The sequence below is a fragment of the Niallia sp. FSL M8-0099 genome (assembly GCF_038006945.1).
Classification (GTDB): Bacteria; Bacillota; Bacilli; order Bacillales; family Cytobacillaceae; genus Niallia; species Niallia circulans.
Map to the genome: position 1 here is coordinate 240,039 of NZ_JBBOWF010000001.1, position 25,905 is coordinate 265,943.

A 25,905-nucleotide genomic window follows, 5' to 3' on the forward strand; every position below is an offset into this window, starting at 1 on the left:
CTGATTGTCGTTTCTTAGTAAGAGGGTTGAGAACCCTCTTACTGCTATGACTTTGTACTATAGGAAGGATTTGTTTCGTAATAAATTTTTCTTAGACCTATCAAACACAACAAAAGTAATCAGTATTCCGAATAGTAAAAAAATAGCAGAGCATAGAATATAGATAAAACGAATCTCAAATATTTCAGCGGTTAAGCCGATTCCAGCAGTGAATAATATAATCGAAGTAGCCTCTAATATCCCTAACACACTTGAAAATCTCCCCATGATTTCTACTGGTACATTATTTTGGTAGAAAGTATAAAAACCGGTATTGGCAAATGATAACGCGAATGTTAATAAAAAGAAACCAAATGAGGCGCAAAGAAACTGGTTGGAAAAAGCGAAGATTAGATAGCCAATTGGTGTAAATTACGCCCCAAAACCTATCAAACTATTTTATGATGCTAACACCTATATATATGACTAATTAATAAGCAAAAATAAAGATCTATCCTCTAAAAAGGAGTAAATGAGGATAAAGAAGGAATGTTCCAGAACATTATACTCAAATAAAGAAGATGAAATGGAATATCTTATGAAATACATGATATAAAGGAGTTTGAACGAAAAGAAGCAGAAATTCTTTGTCTGATAATTGAAAACTAAATGCAATCGTGTTCAAAAGTAAATATGAAAATGCTGTTTGGTTGGAGCAAGAAGTAGAGGAAGTGCCTGTAAAAAACTATTTTTAGACTTTGAAGCAATGAATTTAAAAGATATTAAAGAACGAGTTTTAAAAACTACAACGAAGAAAGTAAATAGATAACGAGGGTAATCAGAGATGATGTACATAGATGTTTCAGCGACTTGTAGTGTTTGGCTTAGTTATCTAATATAGATTATAATTCAGTGGAAATTATAGGATTAATAATATTTAGTGAAAAATTTATATCTAAGTTTAAAGAAAAATATGGAAAAGATATTAGATAGGTTGATTTCTAAATTGGTGATATTTCAAGATAAGTATATCCTGGAGGTTACTTGTAATAAATGCTAAAAAATAGAATATATTTCTATTTTTTTGTTGGAAAAGTCTTATAATTATTATAAAATAATTGTTGTTAGGAGATGATTGACAATTTCGAATATAATAATATCTATTCTTTCATATCTTCTGGTAACTATAATTCATGAATTGGGTCATGCATTTTTTGTTAGAATCTATGGTGGTGAGATAAAAGGATTAGGATTTGGTGAGGGAGAAGTTCTTATAAAAGTTAAGAAATTTTTCGTTAAAAGAAAACTAATATTAATGGGAAGAATAGAATGGAAACTACCAATTAATCTAACTTCATACAAGTATATTCTAATATATTTAGGGGGAATCATCTTTAATATTATAACTGGTACGCTTGTTTGGATATTTGGTAACGTAGAATATGCAGATTATTATCGTAACTTTATAATTTTTTCTTATCTAGTATCTTTTTGTTCATTAGTTCCATTTAAATATAGTCCTAATACTGATAGTGATGGGCTAAAAGTTCTCAATATATTTATAGATAAAAGGAGTAAATTGAATGATAGATAATAAACAATTATTATTGAAGAATGATATTTTTTTTAAATACTTTGAGGAACAAGAAGAACTTATTGTTTCAACCATTGATAAAGAATTTAGCATGTCAGGAAAGTCAGCAAAAGATGTTTATTTAGTTATTAATTCTTGTGACGGTAAAAGCACAGTTGAAGAAATTAGTAGAGGAACAGGTCTTTCTTTAGAATATATAGAACAAATTACTAACTTCTTAAAAGAGAAAAACATACTAAATAATAATATTTTAAAAAAATCTATGAATGATAGTCTTGAAAATCTTATACTTATTACTAAAAATGCTAGTGATATTAATAATGAAATAAATAGAATTAAGAAGACAAAAATCGGAGTAATTGGGGAAGAAAAATTAGTATCAACACTAACCAAAGATCTAGAGTGTATATTCGAAATGGTTGATATTGATGAATTGATAAATATAGGAAACGATATTGATCTTCTAGTAGTATTCAATAATTATGAAAATATTCATCTGCTAAAATTAGTTAATGAAATAGCACATGAAACTAATTTAAAGTATCTTAGAGTAAACCTCAATAAAGAGATATTGGAAGTAGGACCTTTATTTATTCCACATAAAACATCCTGTTACAACTGCTTCATAAATAGAACGATATCTAATCTTAACCATCCTGAGATTTATTTGAATTTTATAAACAATCTAGGTGCATTTGAAAGCCAAATCAAAAACTACCCAGATCTTCAATCCTTATCTAGTTCCATAATAAAAAACTATATAGTTAATTACTTTATTAATAATTCTTATAGTGAATTATTATTAGGAAAAGAAATATCTATTAATCTTTTTGACTTTGAGAAAAGTACTTCTGTAATAATGAAAGTACCAAACTGTAAATTCTGTGATATCTAATCAAAAAGGAGAATGGTATGGATTTTGAAAAATTAAATAATACAATTATTAACAATAAAAAAGGTTTAATCAGTTCTGTAATAAAAATGACAAATATTATTGGAAGTATACCTCTCCATGCTTATATGGTTCATGGTAAACCAGTAATAAATGATAGACTGGAAATAATTGTAGATAGTAGATTTGGAGGTTATGGTTATAGTTTTAATTCTCAAGACTCAGCAATGAGAAAAGCTATTGGAGAGTTCATAGAACGATACTGCTCGACAGTTATTAATACAAAGGTTATAAAAGGATCATATACCAGGTTGTCTGAATTATGTTTAGACCCTGTGAGTATAACAAGGGTTTCTAAAGAAAAAAACTTCAATTACTTTTCAAAATGTAATAGGGATACATTGTTTTATTGGGTTGAAGGTTTTAATGAGGTAAATAAAGAAAGTACTTGGATTCCAAGTGATTTAGTATACTTACTTCCTAGTAAGAATAATAAGTCTATTAGAGATATAATTTCAACAGGGTTAGCAACTGGAAATACTTTATTACAAGCAAAGTCTAGTGGATTATTAGAATGTATTGAAAGAGATGCTTTTACAATTATGTGGCAAAAGAAGCTATCCATGCCAAAAATAAATCTTAATTCAATTCAAGATGAGGATACGAAAAAAATAATTAAGCTAATAGAAGAATTAGACTTAGAGATTGAAATTATTGAAATCTCTAATGATCTTAAAGTCCCTACCTATCTATCGTTAATAAAAAATAGTGCTCCTCCATTTCTTTCTGTTGGTGCAAAAAGCCACTTTGAACCATTAACTGCATTGAAAGGATCATTGGAAGAAGCAGCTGCAACTTTTAATTCAAATGTTAATAAATATCTGAATGGATTTAATAAAGATTTAATAGTTGGCTCATTTACAGAAATGGACGAACATGCTGAGTATTATGCTTTTAATAATTTTAATAATGAAATTGGCTTTTTAACCAATGGAATAAATATTGATTTTAATCCGAATATTAGTGAATTTATCAATAATTATGATGAATTGGTAAATAAATTAAAAAGTGAAGGCATAGAAGTTTATACGGTCGATTTAACAACTATAGATGTAGCAAGTGTTAATCTTTATGTTGTAAGAACAATAGTTCCTAAATTAGCTTTCTTAGAATTGAATATTCCCATGAATGAATGCGAAAGACTTAACAATGTGCCAAGAAAGCTAGGATATACAATAGATAACTATAATAATGAATTACCACATCCATTTCCATAGAAGGTGAGTTTAAATTGAAAAATTTAAGTCAATATGGTGAATTGGCAAAATTATTTCACCTAAATACAAAAAATATAATTATTGAAAGTTCAACTCATTTATCGAATTATGAAAAATTTCCTCAAAAAAAGAAAGTTTTTACTAAAGAAAGAATAAAATTATCTTCTTCCTATGAAAATAATTCATTATATGATTCCTTAAACAACCGAAAGTCATATAAATTATTAGATTATCGAATACCTATAGATTTATATGAATTATCAGAATTGTTAGTACTTTCATATTGTGGAAGAAACACAAATGATCCTAAGTCTTCTAATTTTATTAAATCGGTTCCATCTGCAGGTGGAAGATATCCTTTAAGTTTATTTATCTTTGCTTTTAATATCATAGGAATAGAGCAAGGAATATATTATTGGGATCCTTTTGAAACTTGTATAGGTCTAGTCAAAAGAGGTGATTTTAGAGATCATTTATCAAATGCCATTAGCAATGTAAATAAAAATGATATTGAAAAGTGTTCATTTGCAATAGTAATCACTGCTAATATTGATCAAACAATAAGTAAATATGGAAATAGAGGGTATCGTCATATTTGTATGGATGTAGGGTATGTTTCTCAAAATTTATATCTAATGTCGAGTTATTTAAAAATCGCAACTCGGGCAGTAGCTGGATTTTATGATGATAAACTGGCAAATCTATTATGCAATATGAGTTCTGATGAACCTATGTTAGTTCACCTTTTTGGAAAAGAATTAACTCCAGTTCATCAGCAGTTGAATTTAAGTTCTTCTGATTTTATAAATTAATTAAACTTAAATCGTGCTAACCTTATTTTAATTAGGGACAAGTACTTGAGGGGAGGTGAAACAATGGAAAGTTCCAAAAATAATAATACTTCATCATCATTTGATATTAACGTATTAGAAAAAAGTGAAACAATAACAACATTTGCCAATGAAAACGAAGGTAGCGGCGGAGGGAATGCCTGCTGTTGCGTCGGGTGTGTAAGTTGCACTAATGGTTAAACACTAATGAATGAAGATATGTCAAATTTATAAATTTGACATATCTTCATGAAAGGTAATGATATTATGTATTCGTTTCTAAAATCATATTATATACGACAAAAAGGTAAAATAATTTTGTATATATTAATGGTAGTATCTAGCTCGATTGTGACTGCACTCATTCCATATTTTTTTAGTAATATAATAGATTATACGATGGGGAAAAATTCCATTCAAGATAAAATACTAATATATTGTCTATTGATTGGTTTTATATTTATATTAATGAGTGGCTTTAATGTAATATTAGAAAACAGTATAATTAACACAAATAATAATAATTTAAGAATTGATATAATTAATAGAGTCCAAAAATACTATATAGATGATTTTGAAAAGAATAAAGGGACTATAATTCAAGTTATAACCAATGATATTCCATCGTGTATTAACTTACTAAGTATAATTATTAATGTACTAGTTCAAATTATTTCCTTTGCTATCATATATTATATAATGTTTAACATTAATCACCAAATTAGTTTGTTACTACTTATATTTATTCCAATTTATTTCCTCATATTTAATATATTTTCAAAAAGAATAGAAATAGTCAATAAAGGTTACCTAGAAGAACGTGATAATCTTATTGATAACACTTCCAATATAATGACAAATTTAAGAATTTTAAAGAATACTAAAGCACTGAATAATTTTATTAAAGCTTATACTTTAAATACGAATAAAATTTTTTATTGGTTTAAGAAAATAGGTTATCTTGATTTTTATATAAAAACTATTTTTATGGTAATCCAGGTAGCTATAATAATATATGTTGTGATATTTGGAAGAATGTTAATAGCTGAAGGTAGTTTGAGCGTTGGGAATTACGTAGCAGTTGTAATGTATGTATTTAATTTCTTTGGACCATTACAAAGTATAATTTCATTAGGAGTTAAATTTAAGTCATCACTTGTCTCTGTAAAAAGGGTATACAATTTGTTTAATATTGAACTTGAGAAAGAACTTAGAAATTTAGAATATAATGATCAAATCAAAGATTCTTATGAAACTATTATTGTAAAAGGATTTAGGAATCCATTTATAAAGGAAGATGTTGACATTTTTAGTATGGATAGGAATGGTAACTCTTTTATTTTAATGAAAGGTAACTTAAATGTTATTTTAGGATCTAATGGTAGCGGTAAGACAACATTCCTAAACACACTGAACAAATTATATAATCCTAAGCCTTCAACAATTTTTATTGATGGAGAGGATATTTGTAATATTCCGCTAAACAAATTAAGGTCTGAAGTTGGTATAGTTTTTCAGAAGTCTGAGTTTTTTTCATATAATATAGAAGATTATACTAAAGCTATTATTGAAAATTTAAGTACTGTAGATGAAAAAATAATAAGGTTTATAAATGAAAAATTAAATAATTTAAAACATACAGAAAATGTTCAACACCTTTCTGGAGGACAAAAACAACTATTAGCATTTTTATTTGAATTATCTAGAAATGCTCAAGTAATAATTATAGATGAAGGATTTAGTAATATGGATTCAGCTACTATAAAAGATTGTTTGGATATTTTATATGAGATTAAGGATAATAGGTTGGTGATTTTTGTTACTCATGATATTTCATTATTAAATTACGAGGGAATAAAATTTGTTGAGTTTGAATCTAATATTGGAGTGAAGTTACATGAAGTTGTTAGATAACTATTCAGTAAAAAAAGGATTACATTGCGCTTCTACGTCTTTATCAGAAATTATGAATTTTAATGGCGCACAATTATCAGAGGGAATGGTGCTTGCCTTATCTAATGGTTTAGACTTTATATATTTAAATCAATATTACGAAAATCAATGCAGACTTGTTTTTACTCGTTCTCCTATGCTAGAAAACGATTTTTTCAATACTATCGGTGTTAATTTTAAATGGAATAATGGTACACCTAATTTTGATCAAGTAAAAAAAGCAATAGATCAAAATCTACCAATTTTATTTCTTACTGATCCTTCGTTGCTACCCTTTTTTAAAACAAAAATTCCTAGTGCTGCGTTACATACAATTACAGTAATAGGTTATGATGAAGGAGGAAGTGTATACGTATCAGACAGTATTAGTTCTGAAATTTTAGAATGTAGTTTTGATGAGTTGTTAAGCTCAATTAATGTGCAAAAACCCCCTTTCTATATAGAGAATTTATGGGCTATTGTTCCAAAAATTAATTTTATAGAGGATTTAAATAATAAGTTGCTTTTAGGAATGAAAAAGAATGCAATAAACATGTTAAACAGCAATAAATCAAGAGGTGTTATGGCTATAAAGAGATTATCTAAAGAAGTAACTGATTGGAAAAACTTAATTAACTATGAAGGTCTATGTAGGCATGTATATGCTTCTATTGAATTAATTGGGACAGGAGGAAGTGGATTTAGAAAAATATATTTAAGTTTTTTAAATGAGGTTAAGGAACATCTACCAAATTTTAAGACAGATACATTAATTGAAAAATGTGTAGAATTAATTTCATTGTATAAAAAGTTGGCAAGGTTATTTTATCTAGAATCTATAAAAAAGGAAAAGACATATATAATTAGAATACAAGAAGTGTTAAATAATATATATGTTATTGAAACCTTTTTCTGGAAAACGATGCTGCATGAAGTTGGTAACCAGGAAAATAAATTTAAAAAGGTACTCTATAGTAAATAAGTGCAATTGGACAAATTGAGTAGGAGGGGGGACACAGCCTCCGAACAGATCTTATCTTTCTCACTTATCCTCGATGGTGTCTACTTGTATTCAGGCTACTCAGTATTTTTTTTAAATTATTACCTTATTGAAAAACACCAATCTTTTAGCAAAGAGAAAAAGCGAAATACAAAAAAGTAAAAAATAGTAAGTTATACCAGTTTAAATAAAATAATTTAGTGAAAAAAAGATGGGGCTGGGACAAAACCCTCCTCTAAGACGAAAAAAACGGTGAAATTTTACGACAAGTAAAATTTCACTGTTTTGCTTATTTACAATAAAAAATAAGGACAACTTCTGATAAAATTAAGTTACCACACAAAATCTAATCAGAAAGAAGTGTCCTTATGTTTAAAGATTATACCATGAATCAAATCGTTTTACCTTTAGATTTAGAAGTAAAGTTACAAAATAATGATATTGCCTTCCATGTCCATCATTTAGTGGAAAGTATCCCTCAAGAAGCGTTTGAACCATTTCTTCGAAATGAAGGTTGTCCTGCCTATCATCCACGCATGATGCTTAAAATTATTCTATGTGCCTACACTCAATCTGTCTTTTCGGGGCGTAAAATGGAGGCCCTATTAAAAGACAGTATCCGTATGATGTGGTTAGCTCAAGGGTATGAACCAAGCTATCGTACAATTAACCGATTTCGTGTTCAACCAGAAGTAAAAGATTTAATCCGTCAATGTTTTATCCAATTTCGCTGCCAATTGATTGAAGAAAAACTGATCGATCAAGAAGCGATATTTATCGATGGTACAAAGATTGAAGCGAATGCGAATAAATTTACGTTTGTCTGGAAGAAAGCGATTGAGAAATTTCATCAGCGTTTAATTGATAAGTCAAACCAGTTGTACAATGAGTTGCTTGAGAACGAAATCATACCCCAAATTGAACGGGAAAGTGATGAACAGCTATCATTTGGAGAGCTCACTCAAATGGTTCAAAAAGTAGACGAAGTAGTGACCGAATATGATAAACAAATAGAAGCATCTTCAGACGTTACCGAACGAAAAGCCTTACGAAGTGAACGAAAATACCCGAAACAAGTGCGTAAACAGTTGATTGATTTTATCCTAAGAAAACGGAAGTACCAACAGGATTTTAACATCTTTGGACCACGTAATAGCTATTCTAAAACAGATCTAGATGCAACATTTATGCGAATGAAAGATGATTATATGAAAAACGGGCAATTGAAAGCTGGTTACAATGTACAAATCGCAACGGAAGGTCAATATGCGCTTGCTTATAGTTTATTTCCAAACCCAACAGATACACGTACGTTAATTCCATTTTTAGATGAGATAGAGCAACATTATTTCGAGTTACCGAAACATATTGTTGCAGATGCAGGTTATGGTAGTGAACAAAACTTTAGTGATATTCTCTCAAACAGAAACCGAGAAGCACTGATAACATATAACATGTTTTTGAAGGAACAAAAGAAAAAGTACAAACAAAATACATTTAATCCTGATAACTGGGAATATGATCAAGAAACCGATACATATATATGCCCTAATCAGAAACGTTTAGAATTTCAATATCATTCTGTCCGAACGGACGCTACAGGTTTCCAAAGGAGTTTCAAAATCTACGAGTGCGAAGACTGTTCAGGATGCCCATTCCGCTCATCATGTACCAAGGCAAAAGAAGGAAACAATCGAAAACTAATGGTGAACAAAAAATGGGAACAGCAAAAAGAATATGTGAGAGCGAAGCTTTCAGAAGAGAAAACGAGTGCCATCTATCGAAAACGCAAAACCGATGTGGAACCAGTTTTTGGATTCTTGAAGGCTAATTTGCGTTTCACTCGATTTTCTGTACGAGGAAAATCGAAGGTAGCAAACGAAATGGATCTCGCATTAATGGCAGTGAATTTAAGAAAATTCACTGCCAGACTTCTAAGGTAATAGAAGAATTTATACCTAAAAATAAAGAAAGTGGCTGGGATAAAACAAAATATATTATGGATAAAGACGAACAATCTCTAATTTTAGTGGTGAACCCAATTCGTTTCATTTCACTCCGTTTTTAAAGATTATTTAGTTTTTAAGTAAACTAAAATTACTAGGAAAAACGGAGCAGCCTGAATACACGTAGACTCCTATGGGAGCTGCGAGAAAGTCCAAGACCCCGCAGGCACGAGGAGGCTTGGCGCTCGCCCCATGGAAAGCGAAGTGTATTCAGGCTGCGGGTGATCACCACAAACCTTCTTTCTTAAAATTAATTAAACCCCGAACAATTATACGAATTTTTTTTAGTGTATATAAATAATTGTTCGGGTTTATATTTGATTGAAATACTTATGTCCCACCCTCTTTCTCATTATTTGAAGCTAGTTATGTCCCAGCCTCATCTTTTTTGGGAATGTATTTTTCGTCATTTTCCGCTTCTAGTAATTTATTTTTACAAAAAATAACATTAGATAGATTGCTTTTAACGTTATTTACAAAACCTTTACATTCAGTCAATAGAATATTTACACTGGAGATTTATCATACTATTAGACAAGAAATGACATAAATAGTTGCTATTCTTTTTGGAGGTAAATCATGGTCATTATAAAAAAACTAAAAATAGTACTCTCGTTACTGTCTATACTCCTTTTATTATCAGCATGTTCAAGTAATGAAGAAACCGAACTATCAACAAATGACAGTAATCCAATATCGATTTCAGGATCTACTTCCGTTGGACCACTTGCTGAGAAATTAGCAGCAAAATATCATGAACACGATCAAACTAAAATTGAAATAAATCAAATTGGATCTTCCGCAGGAATTACAAATGCGATGAGTGGCGTTTCTGAAATTGGAATGTCTTCACGAGATTTAAAAGATGAAGAAAAAGGAAAATTAAAAGAAGTAGTTATTGCTTATGATGGAATAGTAGTTGTAACACATCCTAGCAATAAAGTGAAAGAATTGTCATTAGAACAAGTAAAGCAAATATTCACAGGGAAAGTGACAAACTGGAGTCAGCTTGGCGGCGATGATATGGAGATTGTGGTTGTTTCCCGTGAGGATGGCTCTGGTTCACGTGATGCATTCCAAGAAATTGTAGGCTATAGCTCAGGTGAATTAATTAGAAACTCTATCATTGCCAGTGGAAATGGAAATATTAAAACAACAGTTGCAAATAATAAACATGCTGTTGGCTTCATTTCTTTTGAATATATTGACGATGCTATCTCGACTATCGACATTGATGGCGTTGCTGCTACTGCTGAAAATGTATTAGAGCAAAAATATAAGTTAGCACGGCCATTTTTGTTTGTCTATAAAGATGGGAGTTTAACTGCAAATGGGCAGAAGTTCATCGATTTTATTCTAAGTGATGAAGGGCAAAAAATTGCAGCAGAGGCAGGAGCAATTCCTATTAAGTAATACCAAAATCTTTAGAAGTAATCTTGGAGGAAAATAGAGTGTCTATTCAAACAACCGAAAAGCAAGCCTCAGCAATGGGCAAAGCAAATAAGAGGAAATATATGTTTGAGAAGGTTTCGGCAAGGGTTTTCTTGTTTTGTGCCCTTCTTTCCGTAATCAGCTTAGTATTAATTATTGGGTTTGTTTTCTATAAAGGGGCCCACCCTTTTATTGCAGAAGGATTTAGTTTTTTTGATTTTCTTTTTGGAGTCGACTGGGTGCCTAGTGAAGGAAAATTCGGGATATGGCCCATGATTGTCGCATCTCTGTATGCAACCATAGGAGCACTTATTATTGGAGTTCCCATCGGATTATTCACAGCCATCTTCTTGGCGGAAATAGCATCAAAGCCAATAGCTAAAATTGTTTCACCAGCCATTCAGCTTTTAGCTGGTATTCCATCAGTTTTATATGGTGTTTTTGGCCTAGCAATTATCGTACCTTTTTTACAAAATACATTAGGGTTAGTAAAGGGACAAAGTTTATTAGCGGTTATTTTAGTATTAGCAATTATGATGCTGCCAACGATTGTAACAGTCGCGGAGACAGCGATTCGCGCTGTGCCAAGAACATACCGGGAAGGATCCCTTGCGCTTGGTGTATCAGAAATTGGAACGATCTTTAAGGTTGTTGTCCCCGCAGCGAAGTCAGGTATTATGACAGCCATTGTATTGGGCTTAGGTCGAGCGATCGGTGAGACAATGGCGGTTATTCTCGTTGCTGGTAACAGTTTGATTGTGCCAGCAAGCTTAACAGATAGTATACGCCCACTGACAACAAACATTGCATTGGAAATGGGCTATGCAGCGGGGACGCATCAAGAAATGTTATTTGCAACTGGGATTGTATTGTTCTCGTTTATATTAATTTTGAATTTTGTTTTAGCGAAAATTAGTGCGAAGGGTGGCAAATAAGATGAGACAAATGAAAGATAACTTGTTACGCGGACTTCTTTGGCTTTCTGCTTTCTTGTCTGTTGCTGTCCTTGTTATGATTGTTGGATATATCTTTTATAAAGGAGCGCACTTAATCAGCTTCGATTTTATTTTTGGCGACTATTCTCCAAGTGGCGGCGGTGGAATTTGGCCGATGATTGTTACAACGATTTACACGATTGTCATTTCCTTGCTGATTGCCACACCAATAGGAATATTAGCAGCCGTTTATTTACAAGAGTATGCGAAACAAGGCCGATTGGTAAAAATAATTCGCTTTGCAACAGAAAGTTTAACAGGTATTCCCTCGATTATTTATGGTTTATTTGGGGCAGTATTCTTTGTAACCACCTTGAAATTAGGAATGTCTATTTTAGCGGCCTCTTTGACATTAACGATTATCGTACTGCCAGTTATTATCCGAACAACTGAGGAATCTTTAAAGACAGTTCCGCCTACTTATCGTGAAGGGTCATTAGCCCTTGGCACAACAAGATTGCAAACATTGTATAAAGTTATTTTACCAAGTGCGATGCCAGGGATTTTATCAGGAATTATCTTATCTATCGGAAGAATAGTTGGGGAGTCAGCAGCTATTTTCTTAACGGCAGGAACAGTTGCTGCCATGCCAGAGGGCCTGTTGTCCTCCGCTCGTACGCTAACGGTTCATTCCTTCTTAGTAACACAAGAGTCTGGAGATATTGAATTAGCCGCAGCAGTTGGTATTGTGCTAATCGTCATTATTCTTGCTATAAACCTTATCGCAACATTTATATCGAAAAAGCTAAACAAAGCAGACTACTAATTTTTAAAGGGGTATGTTTATGACTACAACAGTAATAGAAAAAAGTCAAAAGAAAACAGGGAAAGCATTCTTAAAGGTTGGTCAAGAAGATACAACGGGTGCATCAAAAATTAGTGTAAGTGACCTAAATTTATTTTACGGTGAAAAACAGGCTTTGTTTGGAGTAACTCTGGATATTGAAGAAAAGAAAGTAACAGCTTTAATTGGACCTTCTGGCTGTGGGAAATCAACTTTCCTAAGAACATTGAATCGAATGAATGATTTAATCGATGGCGTAAAAATTGCAGGGGATATTATTATTGATGGCGAAAATATCTATTCTTCCAATGATGTTATTAAGCTTCGTACAAGAGTCGGGATGGTTTTTCAAAAGCCGAATTTGTTCCCGATGAGTATTTATGACAATGTGGCTTATGGTCCAAGAATGCAAGGTATTAAAAATAAAAAAGAATTAAATAAAATTGTCGAAGAGAGTTTGCGTGGGGCAGCGATTTGGGACGAAGTAAAAGACCGGTTAAAGACATCTGCACTTGGCTTATCGGGTGGACAGCAGCAGCGTGTATGTATAGCTCGTGCCATTGCTATGAAGCCAGATGTTATTTTAATGGATGAGCCTACTTCTGCTTTAGATCCAATTTCTACATTGAAGGTAGAAGAGCTGATTACAAAAATGAAAAAAGATTATACAATTGTTATTGTTACACACAATATGCAGCAAGCAGCAAGGATTTCCGACAAAACAGCCTTTTTCTTAAATGGTGAAGTTGTAGAATATGATGAAACGAATAAGATTTTTTCTACACCAAGAGATCAGCGCACAGAAGATTATGTAACAGGTCGATTTGGATAATAGGAGGAACTAATGGTCATTCGAGAAAACTTTGAGAAGAAGCTAGGAGAGTTAAAAGAAAAAATCAGTGAAATGGGCGAAATGTCCATTACTCAGTTAGAAGAAGCTTTTGATGCGTTAAAGGCGCAAGATGTTGAAATTGCTTTAAATGTAATGGAAGAGGATAATGACATTGATAATTTAGAATCTGAAATTAATCATTTTGCGATTTGGCTAATGGCGAAGGAACAGCCAGTTGCAAGAGATTTACGTGTTGTAATTGGTGTGATCAAAATTTCCTCCGAAATTGAGCGTGTAGCTGATTTTGCCGTAAACATCGCTAAAGCAACTATTAAGATAGGAAAAGCAACTTCGCTTCTGGATTTAACCCATTTAGAGAAAATGAAGGAACTATCAATTGAAATGCTGCAAAAAGCAGTAAAATCCTTTATAGAGGAAGATATTGTGCTTGCAAAGGAAGTAAGTAAGTTAGAAGATAAAGTGGATGATTATTATTTAGAAACCTATAAAAAATTGACAGCCTATTTAAGTGAACATCCCGAAGAAACCAATCAGCTAGTTCAATTATTATTTATCAACCGTTATTTGGAAAGAACAGCTGACCATATAACCAATATGGCGGAAAGCACTGGGTATTTGATTAAAGGGAAGATTTATGATTTTAATTCCTAAGGGAAAAGCAATTCGAAAAAAAATAGACCTTTATCTCTTATCGATTGAGTTCTTATCCTAATATTAAAGTCACCAATTCAGAAGAATTGGTGACTTTAATATTGACAAAAACCTCATAATAAATAGAAAATATTGTTAACAATTATGTATTTCGTCATCTGTATCAAATTTCGTAAAATCAATTCATTTTCATCCAACTAAATTTGTGTCTTCTTTTTTATTTACTAACTATAATTTTGGTAGCGGTTTCATTTAGGTTGCATATGGAGTAACCTTTCTTTAATTTTATATGAGCTAGACCAATCAATGAGTAGGTTAGGGGAAGAAAGTATGAAAAACAAAGGCTATATCTTGTTAGTAATTCTGCTTATATTCGTTAGTGCATGTGAAAATAAACAGGCAACTAGCATTCGTATCAAAAGTAACTCCCATGAACAAGCGATCTATAAAGAGCCATTGTCTAATCAAGATAAGGAAAAGATAATTTCTTTTGTTACAAAGTCTCTTGATAATCCAGTTTTCATAGAAGCAAAGGAAGAAGCAGAACGAGTAAGCTCTCAGTTAGGGGTGAAAATGGAATGATTAGCCCCGATGGTAGTAGATAGTCAGGAGCAAGAAAAAATAGTGGAGAGTTTAATCGAAAGAAAGGTAGATGGCATTGTTATCAGTGTCTTGGATACAAAGAAAATGACTCCGCTTATCAATAAAGCAGTATCACAAGGGATAAAGGTGGCTACTTTTGATTCAGATGCACCGGCAAGCAATCGGGCATTTTATGTTGGAACGAATAATTATGAACTTGGACAAGAAAGTGGAAAATCTTTGGTGAAAATAGTAAAAGAAAAAAATTTGCATCAGCGTCATCTCAGAGTTTTGATTATGACTGGGGTGAAGGAAAGTGTCAATATGCAAGAGAGAATCGAAGGATTTAAAGATGCAACGGAAGAATTAGATTTAGAGTTTGTCGATATGGTAGAATCCTATGATGACATAAATCGCGCTTCAGAGCTTCTAGAGAATTATGTGAAAAAGAATCCTCATTTTGACTTGTTTTTTAGTGCTGGAGCATGGCCGTTATTTTCTCCTCCTGAAGGGATGATTTCATATAAAAGGTGGAAAGAAAATGGCGGTATAGCTGTGATTGTTGATACATTTTATCCAATAGTATTTGCTGCCGATAAAGGATTAGCAGACGCGCTAGTTGGACAAGATTTTAAAGGGATGGGACGTCTTAGTGTTGAGAATATGTATAAATTAATTAATGGGGACGAAGTAAAAGAAACTATGATATATACGGGATTGGAATATGGCAATGTAGATAATTATGAAGATTTGTTAAAAAGAAAAAAGCCGTGGGAGATAAAATAAATGAGGAAATGGCTGAAATGGATCGATCGTTATAGTATCCGAACAAAAATGATTGTCTGCTTCTTGGCACTTAGTCTTATCCCGTTATTAATTCTTGGTTATCTTTCCTATCAATATTACATTAATGATCTCCAAAATAGTATCAATGTTTATACCAATGAAGTAATTGAACGTGTGGATAAAAATATAGAAACATACATTTTAGATATCGAGAATATTCTAGAAATCTATGATGATTATTACACAATTCAGTACTTAAGGCTGAATGAAGCAGGAGATATAGATGGGATACAGAAATATACTGTTCGTTTATGGGAAACGATAGAACTAATTAGGAATATGAAATCCGATTTGGTGGATATAAGAATCATTTCTCATACAGGAGAGACAATAAGCGCTCAAGGTGTATATTGGAGCGATATGAATGACCCTTTTTTTACGAATATGCGAAAAATAGATGAAGCGCAATTTGCAGTAAAGTCACCTTATATGGATATGTTTAATCGTAATGTTTTTTCTATTGGAAAGAAAATTTTATCTCCTAGTTTAAGTGAACCAGCTTATTTAATTATTGATATTGATGTAAATCTATTGAATCGAATTGTAAACGATATCAAATTAGGAGAGAAAGGGTATGTCTATTTTACAGATAGAACAGGGGAGGAAGAGTTTTTCCCGGAAGATACTAGTCATCCTATGTTTATAAAGGAACTAATGAACAATGATAGATTGTTAAATTCAGATAAAGGATCATTTGAAGAAGCTGTAAAGGGAAAGCATTATCTTGTTAACTTTAAACAATCTGAGATTACAGGTTGGAATATTATTGGGGTCACTTATGCAGATGAACTTAATGAAGACATAAATAAAATCCGGCAGATAACCCTTATAATTGCTGTGGGCAGTCTTCTGCTCGTTGTGCTAATAAGTGTTTATTTAACGAATATTTTAACAAATCCAATTCGTGATTTGCGCAGAACAATTAAACGGTTTGCAGATAATAATTTAGCCATTCGAGCACAAGTCAAAACGAACGATGAAATGGGGCAACTAGCAAATAGTTTTAATGAATTAATGAATCGAATTCAATGGCTTGTTCAAAAAACGATGGATGATCAAGTGAAAATCCGCAAAATAGAGATGAAAGCACTACAAGAATTAATAAAACCTCATTTTGTTTATAATACATTAGACTCGATTATTGGATTGTTAGAGCAAGAGCGGATTGAAGAAGCGCTTGATTTAATAGAAGCACTTGGCATGTTTTTTCGAACATCGTTAAGTCATGGAAAGGATGTCATTCTTATTGGTGCGGAAATCGAACATATTCGTAACTATTTTACGATTCAAAAGTTTCGCTTTTTTAATAAATTTGATACGAAAGTAGAAGTAGACGAAGAGATATTAAATTATGAAACGGTCAAGCTTATTTTGCAGCCATTGGTAGAGAATGCGATTTATCATGGAGTAAGACGGATGAAAGCGAAGGGGCTAATTGAAATTAAAGGAAAAGAAAAGGAGGGAGTAGTGGTTCTAGAAGTCAGGGATAATGGGGTGGGAATGTCAGTTGAAAAGGTAAATCACATTAATAATGTTCTAACAGGAATAGAGAAAATAGAGGATGAAAATGAATATTTTGGCATTCGAAATGTGAATGAGCGAATAAAATTAACCTATGGAATGGAGTATGGAATTTATTTTAAAAGTAAACCAGATGCGGGAACATCTGTAACAATCATTTTACCTATTGTAAAAATATGAGGAGGAATCCTATGTTTAATTTATTGGTTGTAGAAGATGAAGATATGATTCGTCACAAAATAATCAATAATACGAATTGGTTAAGTCATGGTTTCCAACAAGTATTTGAAGCGGAAAATGGTTCAGAAGCAGTAACAATTTTAGCTGAAAACCGTATTGATATTCTGATTACCGACATCAAAATGCCAGAAATGGATGGCATTCAATTAACAAAACATGTGAAAGAGTTTTATCCAGAAATAAAAGTAATCATTATTTCAGGTCATGCAGACTTTGACTTTGCAAGAAAGTCGATTACTTTAAAGGTTTGTGATTATATGCTAAAGCCTTTTCAATCTAAGAATCTATTAAAACTCGTATTAAATGTAAAGAATGATTTGATTCGGGATAAGGGAGAACAAGAAAATGTAGAAAAAATGAAAAGGCAATTGCAAGAAAATAAGCATTCTTTACGAGAAAAACTAATCCAGAATCTCCTGACCAATAGTTTTGTGGGAGATCTAGAGACTGATTTGAAATATGTGGAAATGGAACATCTTAAGGATACCCCCTTTTTTGTAGCCGTGCTAAATATTGAACAACTCCAAACAGCTCGAAGTGAAATGGAGGAAAATGAAAAGTATTTATTTAATGTATCCATCTATAAGCGACTTTCTCATCTGCTAGAAAAGAAATGGGGGCAGTTTTCTGAACGTGGTCAGATAGAAAAGGGATATATCTTAAATTATAAAATGGATCAAATTGTGTTAATTGTATTCGAAGATATCGAGCGCATTAGACATCAACTAAGCAAGTTTATTCAGAAAGAATATCAGGAAAGAGGCATCTCTTTAACAATTGGTATAGGCGATAGGTATAATCAATTACTTGATTTACATTTATCCTATGAAGAAGCTTGTTCTGCAGCTGCATTAAGTCGAATTCACGGTTCTGGTGATGTGTATTTCTATCATAATATTATCAGCAACCATACTTATTACAGCAAGCAATTACATAAAATAGTAAATCATAAAATTTATCAGGATTTAAAATCAGGTGACTTTGAAGAAGTAAAAAAGGACGTAGCGGAATTGCTTGCAGAACTTAAGAATGAAAGTATTCCATATGAAGCAGTGGCAACAGCCATTAATAATATCGTATTTATGTCCTGTAAGACAATAAATGAACAAGGGTACGATGTGAACGAAATATTCGGAGAAACGGGACTACCCATCTTTAATCAAGAGAATAATTTTACTTATAAAGAAATAGAGGATTGCTTATATTCCTTTTATTCCGCTATTCATTCCTTCATCGAATCAAAACGTGGTAATCGAACAGAAAGGCTTATTATGGAAATGAAGGAGTACATGAATGAAAACTTTGCCGAGAATATTTCCCTAACCAGCCTATCCCGTGAATTTAATATAAGTCCTAGCTATTTAAGCATATTATTTCGAGAAATCACTTCCCAACATTTCAGTGAATATTTAACAAATATACGTATCCGAAAGGGGAAAGAACTGCTCAAGAATACAGATTTACGTATTAAAGAAATTGCCGCACAAATAGGGTATAGAGATGCGTATTACTTTAGCTCCGTATTTAAAAAAGTAACAGGGGTTAATCCTACTCAGTATCGGGATGAGTAAAATGGGGGGAAGGTTAACAGCAAAAGAATTGTAGTGAAACACTATGCAAAAAAGCATTCATCCATGATGAGTGTTTTTTTATTTATTCCACTTTTAATATAGCAGTAATACTTCAACTGATGGAAGTTTTTTTTATGAAGAAGAAAATAGGAAATTCAAAAAATATTAAAGGATTATCAAAAATATTCTATTTCCAATAGTTATAAAAAAATATATCCTTTTTGTGAAAGCGTTTTATAAATGGTTTAGAGGAGGGAAGAGACGAAGTCATTTCTACTCAACTATATGTTTTAGAATACGGAAAGTCGGCTTTATATTCGGTAATCAACTTATGTCTACTAATAGACCAAAGCAATCAATCCAATCTTATCGATTATCTTAAAATTAGGGGGATATTTTCATGAAAAAATGTAAGGGTTTACTTTCGTTTGTACTTATTCTATCTCTAATGTTCATCATGGCTGCATGTGGACAGGATGCAAATGGTACACCAGCAAATGAGAAAGGAAATAAGGACGGAGGAGGAACAGAAAAAAATAAGGTCACAATTGGTCTTTCTGTCTCTGATTTAACCTTAGAGCGGTGGCAACATGATCGTGATTTTTTTGTTGAAAAAGCAGAAGAGCTAGGAGCAAATGTGTTAGTACAATCAGCAAATGGTGATGAGGTAAAACAATTATCTCAAATACAAAATATGCTTTCACAAGGTATCGATGCACTAGTTATTATTGCTATCAATTCAGATGCCCTGTCAACAGTAGTCGATCAAGCTAAAGCCGAAGGGATTCCTGTGTTAGCATATGACCGATTAATTAATGGAACGGATATTGACGCCTACGTTTCATTCGATAATGTACGGGTTGGGGAAATGCAAGCAGAGTATCTTGTTGAAAAAGTACCTTCAGGAAAGTATTTCTTAATGGGAGGATCACCAACTGATAATAATGCCAAGATGTTTAGAGAAGGACAGATGAATATTATTCAGCCGCTAGTTGATAAAGGTAATATTGAAATTGTCGGTGATCAATGGGCAAAAGATTGGGATGCAAATGAAGCATTGAAAATTATGGAGAACGCTTTAACTGCCAATAAGAATGATATTGATGCAGTAGTGGCATCTAATGATAGTACTGCCGGGGGAGCAATTCAAGCACTAGAAGCACAGGATTTAGCTGGAAAAGTAGTTATCTCTGGCCAAGATGCAGACTTAGCAGGAGTGCAGCGTATTGCAGAAGGTGTTCAAACAATGACCGTTTATAAACCAATTAAGGCAATTGCAACAAAGAGCGCTGAAGTAGCTGTTCAACTAGGAAAAGGAGAAAAAGTGTCATCTGATTCAACTGTTAATAATGGAAAGATAGATGTGCCATTTATAAAATTGGATCCAATTAAAGTAGGTAAAGAGAACATTGTTGACACTGTAGTTAAAGATGGATTCCATTCATATGATGATATCTATAAAAATGTTCCAGAAAATGAACGACCAGAACGTCCGTAAGTCTCAAAATATTTAATTAAAGGGGGAGCAGCTAATGCTTTCCCTGACTAATAGGTGGTGAATGAATAATGGACACATATGCGCTTCAAATGAAAGGGATTGTGAAAGAATTTCCGGGTGTTAAGGCTTTAGATAATGTTACTTTTTCCGTAAAGAGGGGGGAGATTCATGCCCTTTGCGGAGAAAATGGTGCGGGGAAATCAACATTAATGAAAATCTTAAGTGGCGTTTATCCACATGGAACCTATGAAGGTGACATCATCATTAATGGTCAAACAGTTCAGTTTAAATCTATTAAAGAATCGCAGGAGGCAGGAATTGGTATTATCTATCAAGAGCTTGCGCTTGTAGGGGAAATGTCAGTAGCCGAGAATCTTTTTCTTGGTCATGAGTTAATGAGAAAAAGAATAATCAATTGGAATGAAATTTATGTAGAGGCCCAAAAGTGGCTCGATCATATTGGGTTAAATATTGATCCGCAAACAAAAGTTGCCGATTTAACAGTCGGGAAACAGCAACTGGTAGAAATAGCAAAAGCTTTAACGAAAAAAACAAGCATACTCATTTTGGATGAACCAACTGCTGCTTTAACAGAAAGTGATGTAGAAATCTTAATCAATTTATTGCAAGATCTACGTTCACAAGGAGTTACCTGCATCTATATTTCTCATAAATTAGGAGAAGTTATGTCACTTGCTGATTCGGTCACCATATTAAGAGATGGCCAGACGATAAGCACTAATTCCATTGAGGAATTATCAGAGGATAAAATAGTCACAAAGATGGTTGGAAGAGAATTAACAGAACTGTTCCCATATGAGGAGCATGCTATTAGTAAAGAAAATATTTTAGAAGTGAAAGACTATACTGTCTATGATGAGCAAGGAAATAAAATCATTAATCAAGTTTCCTTTTTACTTAAAAAGGGAGAAATCTTAGGATTTTCAGGATTAATGGGAGCCGGACGATCAGAATTATTTATTAGTCTCTTCGGTGGATTCAAAGGAAAAAAAGAAGGAAAGGTCATCATAGATGGAAAAGAAACAAATATCCAAAAACCTGCTGATGCAATTAAAGAAGGATTAGCGTATGTTTCAGAGGATCGTAAGCGCTACGGTCTTGTGTTAGGAATGGATATAACAAAAAATACGACGTTAGCGGCGTTAAATAAAGTTGTTAAGCTAAATGTTATTGATCAGGCATTAGAAGTGAAAAGTGCAACAGATATAACGGAAAAAATGAAGTTAAAAGCACCGAGCTTAGAAGCAAGAGTTGGACAACTAAGTGGTGGAAACCAACAAAAAGTAGTTCTAAGTAAGTGGCTGTTAAATAACCCGAAAATATTAGTTCTTGATGAACCGACAAGAGGAATTGACGTTGGAGCGAAATATGAAATCTATAAGATTATTAATGAACTTGTCCAACAGGGGGTCGGAATTGTTATTATTTCATCTGAACTGCCTGAAGTATTAGGAATGTCAGATAGAGTGCTAGTTATGGCTGAGGGTGAAATTTCTGGCGAATTTTTACGTGAAGAAGCTACCCAAGAAAAAATTATGACATGCGCCACAGGAGGGAAGAAAAATGAATATTCAACATCAAACAGTTGAAGAGAGCAAGAAAAGAGAAATAAGCTTTAAAGTTGATATGCAATCTTACACACTTATTATCGCTCTACTATTGATTGCATTAATATTTGGTTTTTTCACTGGAGGTGAATTTCTTTCTTCCCGAAATATCTCTAACTTATTTACGCAAATGTCCGTTATTTCCGTCCTTGCTATTGGGATGACGCTAATAATTGTTGCAGGTCATATTGATCTATCAGTTGGAGCATTAGTAGGATTAACAGGAGGAATCGCGGCAATTTTGCAAGTCTGGTATGATTGGAATACTCTTTTAGTAGTCCTTTGTGCAGTAGTCGTGGGAGCGCTTTTAGGATTATGGCAAGGATGGTGGGTTGCTTACCGAGCTGTTCCTGCCTTTATTGTTACACTAGGAGGAATGCTTATCTTCCGAGGTATACTCATTGGTATAAGTAAGGGACAAACAGTCGCACCAATGAGTGATAGTTTTAAAAAAATTGGAACTAGTTATTTTCCATACATTCCTGGATATATTCTTGCATTAGTTAGTATCGCTTTGTTATTCCTTTGGACGACCAAACATCGTACAAAACGAAAAAATATGGGCTTAATGATCCCTGCTGCTAAGATAGACTATGGTAAGACTGTAGCCTATTCCTTTTTTATCCTGCTAGCAACCTATATGTTGAATCGGTATTTAGGTATTCCAATTCCAATCTTAATCGTTTTAGCAATAGCTGCAATCTTTATCTTTATTTCAAATAAAACACCATTCGGCCGATATGTCTATGCAATTGGGGGAAACCAAGAGGCAGCGGCATTGTCAGGGATTAATATAAAATGGAATACGCTGTGGGTGTTTATTACGATGGGAGGGCTCGCTGGTGTGGCGGGTGTTCTGTTAACAAGTAGATTAAATGCAGCAACCGTAAGTGCGGGGAATATGTATGAGCTTGATGCGATTGCTGCATGTGTTATCGGTGGAACTAGTCTGATAGGTGGAAAAGGAAAAATTGTTGGAGCACTAATTGGTGCTTTAATAATGGCTAGTATCGACAATGGAATGAGTATGATGAATATCCAAACCTTTTGGCAATATATAGTAAAAGGACTTATTTTAATTGTTGCCGTTTGGATTGATATATCAAGTAAGAAGTAAATAATAGGCTAGCTTAATGAAGTAGAAGAATCCTTACCTTGTAAAAAGGTGAGGATTTTTTGTGGTGAAAATAGGTAAAGCAAATACAACGAAAAAAACATATTCTAAAGAGAGATGAGCGAATATTTTTAAAGTAGAGAATAAAATTGCATAAAATTAGTACCAGGTAATAGTAATTGGTGTTAAAATAAAAGTAAATGAATAATGAGGTGATGTGAATGTCAATTTCCAAAGCACGTATTACAGCGATTGGTTCATACGTTCCCGAACGTATTTTAACAAATAATGATTTAGAAAAAATGGTGGAAACAAATGATGAGTGGATTGTAAAGCGAACAGGTATTAAGGAAAGAAGAATTGCGGATGAGCAGGAATTTACAAGCGATCTTAGCTATAAAGCAGTCCTTGATTTAATGGAACGATACGATAAAACAGTTGATGATGTTGATTTAATCATTGTTTGTACGATGACTCCTGAATATAAAACACCGAGTGTGGCTTCCAGCCTGCAGGCTAAGCTAGGAATAAAGAATACAGGAGCAATGGATTTAAATGCAGCCTGTGCAGGATTTACTTATGGATTATATGTAGCAAATGGACTGGTTACATCAGGACTAAATAAGAAAGTTTTGGTTGTAGGGGCGGAAACATTATCTAAAATTACAGACTTCACTGATCGTACAACATGTATTCTTTTTGGAGATGGAGCAGGGGCAGTAATGGTAGAGTATGATGAAACAAAACCAAGCTTTCTTTCTTCTCATATCGGATCAGAAGGAGAAGGGGGACAGCATTTATATTGCACCAGTCTAGCTACTCAAATGAATGGTGTTGACTTACAGGGAAATGGCTGTATTGTTCAAAATGGGAGAGAAGTCTATAAATGGGCTGTTAAAACAGTTACTAATGGGATGAAAATTGTTGCTGAAAGAGGAAATAGGACTTTAAATGAGATAGATTGGTTTGTCCCCCATAGTGCGAATTTAAGAATGCTAGAATCAATTTGCGAGAAAAGTAATTTTCCAATCGAACAAACTTTATATAGTTTAGTTAACTACGGAAATACCTCTTCTGGTACGATCCCATTGTCATTGGATATCGGAGTGAAAGAAGGGAAATTAAAGCAAGGGGATCATGTATTATTATATGGATTCGGCGGTGGTCTAGCACATGCTGGATTATTAATTAAATGGACGATTTGATAAGAAGAAACGGTGGCTTATTAGTAGAATCAAACGTTTGTTTAATCAAAAAGCTTATTTCCTTTAAAAACAGAAGCAAGAAGTTACTCCTTTATGATAAGATGAGTGTAACAAAATCTTAGAATATGCCTTATCCCCCTGGCTTATCTACTTAGAAGGAGTATGTATCAGAATGAACTGTCCAATTTAATAATCTCCGTTATTAATGAATAACTTAATTATTTTTTAATTAGCGGGGGATAAAGCATGAAATTAAATAAGAACTTTACATTATTATTGAATGGGCAGTCTTTTGCCAATATAGGGGATGTCCTCTATATGGTGAGTATTATTAATTTGATCTATACCGTAAAGGAATCAGCAACAGCGGCATCATTTGTGCCGTTTACGATTACAACTAGTATGTTTATATCAAGTATTTTAACACCACTTTTCGTGAGAAAAATTCGATTGAATCGGTTATTAGCTGGATCCCAAATGGGAAAGACCGGATTGCTCTTACTACTAGGGTTTATCTTACCAGGAATAACAGAAGCGAATTACTTTATCATCTTTATGATTATAAGTCTTATCGCATTTCTTGATGGCTGTGCCAATCCAATCACAAGAACTTTAATTCCATATTATGTTAGACCGGAAAAATTAATGAAAGCAAATGGGATGGTAGAAACAGTGACACAGCTGATTCAGGCCGGAATGTGGTTTGTAGGAAGCTTGTTTCTTCTTTTTTTAAGTCCACAGAATCTTATTTGGTTTGTTTGCTGTTTATTTTTTGTCTCAAGTTGTTTATTATGCCTTTTAGAAAACGTAGATGGGAAAACAATAGAGTCAGCGGGGAAACTAGAACAAATAAAAGCGGGCTGGAAAACACTGTTTCATACGCTTGTGTTAAGAAAAATGGCTTTAGTGGAATCTTTAGAAAGTCTCGCTGGAACGGTATGGATTGCAGCTGTTTTATACGTGTTTATTCAGGATGCTTTAAAGGTGGACCAACAGTGGTGGGGCTTTATGAATGGAACATTCTTTTTAGGATTAATTTTGGGAAGTCTCTATTGCATGAACTATTCTTCTTTTGTGGAAAGAAAATTAGGAGCATTTTTAGCAGCAGGCTCTTTTATAAGCTTTCTACTAACGATTTTATTTAGTTTAAACAGCATTCCTATCCTTGCATTAGGTATATCATTCGGTGTTGGTATTGTTACACAAATAAAAAGTATACCGCAGCAAACTGTTATTCAAACCAGCGTCCCCAAAGAACAGCTATCAACCGTGTACACTTCTCTTGGAGCAATTGGTACAGGGATTTTCGGGATAGGCTCCTTATTGATGGGGTTACTGGCAGACTTATTAGGGGTAAGGATAGTCTTCCTTTTCTCAGGTGTTCTCCTAGCATTGGTCAGTATGATTATATATAAAAATAAATCTTTATTTCGTATTCAAAGCCATTTAGAAAAAGAGTAAATGTCATTTATCGAA

Annotated in this window: 22 protein-coding genes and 1 pseudogene; 22 read left to right on the top strand and 1 reads right to left on the bottom strand. The window is 33.0% G+C overall.

From position 1 onward, the window contains the following. Positions 1-57 precede the first annotated feature (57 nt). Positions 58-249: a hypothetical protein gene (locus NSQ92_RS01105; protein ID WP_341132095.1), complete on the bottom strand. Its 192-nt coding sequence runs from the start codon at positions 247-249 to the stop codon at positions 58-60. An 865-nt stretch (positions 250-1,114) separates the two neighbouring features. Between NSQ92_RS01105 and NSQ92_RS01110 the strand changes: the two genes are divergently transcribed. The 22 genes and pseudogenes from NSQ92_RS01110 to NSQ92_RS01215 all read left to right on the top strand — a co-directional run bounded on the left by NSQ92_RS01110 (position 1,115) and on the right by NSQ92_RS01215 (position 25,890). Next, positions 1,115-1,573, top strand: a complete 459-nt coding sequence (locus NSQ92_RS01110; protein WP_341132096.1) for a hypothetical protein — start codon at positions 1,115-1,117, stop codon at positions 1,571-1,573. After that, positions 1,563-2,468: a hypothetical protein gene (locus NSQ92_RS01115; protein ID WP_341152272.1), complete on the top strand. Its 906-nt coding sequence runs from the start codon at positions 1,563-1,565 to the stop codon at positions 2,466-2,468. The genes NSQ92_RS01110 and NSQ92_RS01115 overlap by 11 nt, the downstream gene beginning before the upstream one ends. 17 nt (positions 2,469-2,485) lie before the next feature. Next, positions 2,486-3,742 carry a YcaO-like family protein gene (locus tag NSQ92_RS01120; RefSeq protein WP_341152273.1) on the top strand — a complete coding sequence of 419 codons (1,257 nt, stop codon included), beginning with the start codon at positions 2,486-2,488 and terminating at the stop codon, positions 3,740-3,742. 14 nt (positions 3,743-3,756) lie between these two features. Continuing rightward, positions 3,757-4,554 carry a SagB family peptide dehydrogenase gene (locus NSQ92_RS01125; protein ID WP_341132102.1) on the top strand — a complete coding sequence of 266 codons (798 nt, stop codon included), beginning with the start codon at positions 3,757-3,759 and terminating at the stop codon, positions 4,552-4,554. 63 nt (positions 4,555-4,617) lie between these two features. Then, positions 4,618-4,773 (top strand): hypothetical protein, encoded by a 156-nt coding sequence (locus NSQ92_RS01130; protein ID WP_341132103.1) that lies wholly within the window; start codon positions 4,618-4,620, stop codon positions 4,771-4,773. Positions 4,774-4,890: 117 nt separating this feature from the next. After that, positions 4,891-6,486 carry an ABC transporter ATP-binding protein gene (locus NSQ92_RS01135; RefSeq protein WP_341132104.1) on the top strand — a complete coding sequence of 532 codons (1,596 nt, stop codon included), beginning with the start codon at positions 4,891-4,893 and terminating at the stop codon, positions 6,484-6,486. After that, entirely contained in the window at positions 6,470-7,486 is a 1,017-nt protein-coding gene (locus tag NSQ92_RS01140) for a BtrH N-terminal domain-containing protein (RefSeq protein WP_341152274.1), read from the top strand. Before NSQ92_RS01135 ends, NSQ92_RS01140 begins: the two co-directional genes overlap by 17 nt. A gap of 386 nt (positions 7,487-7,872) precedes the next feature. After that, a pseudogene (locus tag NSQ92_RS01145) lies at positions 7,873-9,432 on the top strand (IS1182 family transposase); the annotation flags it as partial. A gap of 657 nt (positions 9,433-10,089) precedes the next feature. Next, positions 10,090-10,923, top strand: coding sequence for a phosphate ABC transporter substrate-binding protein (locus NSQ92_RS01150; protein ID WP_095259177.1), 834 nt, complete (start codon positions 10,090-10,092; stop codon positions 10,921-10,923). A gap of 38 nt (positions 10,924-10,961) precedes the next feature. Continuing rightward, complete coding sequence (gene pstC, locus NSQ92_RS01155; protein ID WP_235844567.1) at positions 10,962-11,876, top strand: phosphate ABC transporter permease subunit PstC; 915 nt, start codon at positions 10,962-10,964, stop codon at positions 11,874-11,876. 1 nt (position 11,877) lies between these two features. After that, the gene (gene pstA / locus NSQ92_RS01160) at positions 11,878-12,702 is read left to right on the top strand and encodes a phosphate ABC transporter permease PstA (protein WP_047941670.1); all 825 of its coding nucleotides are present in this window, start codon (positions 11,878-11,880) and stop codon (positions 12,700-12,702) included. Positions 12,703-12,721: 19 nt separating this feature from the next. Continuing rightward, a complete protein-coding gene (gene pstB / locus NSQ92_RS01165) occupies positions 12,722-13,552 on the top strand; it encodes a phosphate ABC transporter ATP-binding protein PstB (RefSeq protein WP_341152276.1) in 831 nt (276 codons plus the stop codon). 12 nt (positions 13,553-13,564) lie between these two features. Next, entirely contained in the window at positions 13,565-14,224 is a 660-nt protein-coding gene (gene phoU / locus NSQ92_RS01170; RefSeq protein WP_047941668.1) for a phosphate signaling complex protein PhoU, read from the top strand. A 330-nt stretch (positions 14,225-14,554) separates the two neighbouring features. Continuing rightward, entirely contained in the window at positions 14,555-14,806 is a 252-nt protein-coding gene (locus NSQ92_RS01175; RefSeq protein ID WP_341152277.1) for a hypothetical protein, read from the top strand. A gap of 9 nt (positions 14,807-14,815) precedes the next feature. Continuing rightward, positions 14,816-15,592, top strand: coding sequence for a substrate-binding domain-containing protein (locus NSQ92_RS01180; RefSeq protein WP_341152278.1), 777 nt, complete (start codon positions 14,816-14,818; stop codon positions 15,590-15,592). Then, positions 15,593-17,353 carry a sensor histidine kinase gene (locus NSQ92_RS01185; protein ID WP_047941666.1) on the top strand — a complete coding sequence of 587 codons (1,761 nt, stop codon included), beginning with the start codon at positions 15,593-15,595 and terminating at the stop codon, positions 17,351-17,353. An 11-nt stretch (positions 17,354-17,364) separates the two neighbouring features. Next, a complete protein-coding gene (locus tag NSQ92_RS01190) occupies positions 17,365-18,984 on the top strand; it encodes a response regulator (protein WP_341152279.1) in 1,620 nt (539 codons plus the stop codon). A 400-nt stretch (positions 18,985-19,384) separates the two neighbouring features. Continuing rightward, positions 19,385-20,482 (top strand): D-xylose ABC transporter substrate-binding protein, encoded by a 1,098-nt coding sequence (gene xylF, locus NSQ92_RS01195; RefSeq protein WP_341152280.1) that lies wholly within the window; start codon positions 19,385-19,387, stop codon positions 20,480-20,482. 68 nt (positions 20,483-20,550) lie between these two features. Beyond that, positions 20,551-22,092: a xylose ABC transporter ATP-binding protein gene (locus tag NSQ92_RS01200; protein ID WP_061801248.1), complete on the top strand. Its 1,542-nt coding sequence runs from the start codon at positions 20,551-20,553 to the stop codon at positions 22,090-22,092. Continuing rightward, positions 22,067-23,227, top strand: a complete 1,161-nt coding sequence (locus tag NSQ92_RS01205) for a sugar ABC transporter permease (RefSeq protein WP_095320589.1) — start codon at positions 22,067-22,069, stop codon at positions 23,225-23,227. The genes NSQ92_RS01200 and NSQ92_RS01205 overlap by 26 nt, the downstream gene beginning before the upstream one ends. Positions 23,228-23,445: 218 nt before the next feature. Further along, positions 23,446-24,429 carry a ketoacyl-ACP synthase III gene (locus NSQ92_RS01210; RefSeq protein ID WP_095322541.1) on the top strand — a complete coding sequence of 328 codons (984 nt, stop codon included), beginning with the start codon at positions 23,446-23,448 and terminating at the stop codon, positions 24,427-24,429. Between the two features lie 246 nt (positions 24,430-24,675). Further along, positions 24,676-25,890 carry an MFS transporter gene (locus NSQ92_RS01215; protein WP_341152281.1) on the top strand — a complete coding sequence of 405 codons (1,215 nt, stop codon included), beginning with the start codon at positions 24,676-24,678 and terminating at the stop codon, positions 25,888-25,890. The last annotated feature ends 15 nt before the right edge of the window (positions 25,891-25,905 follow it).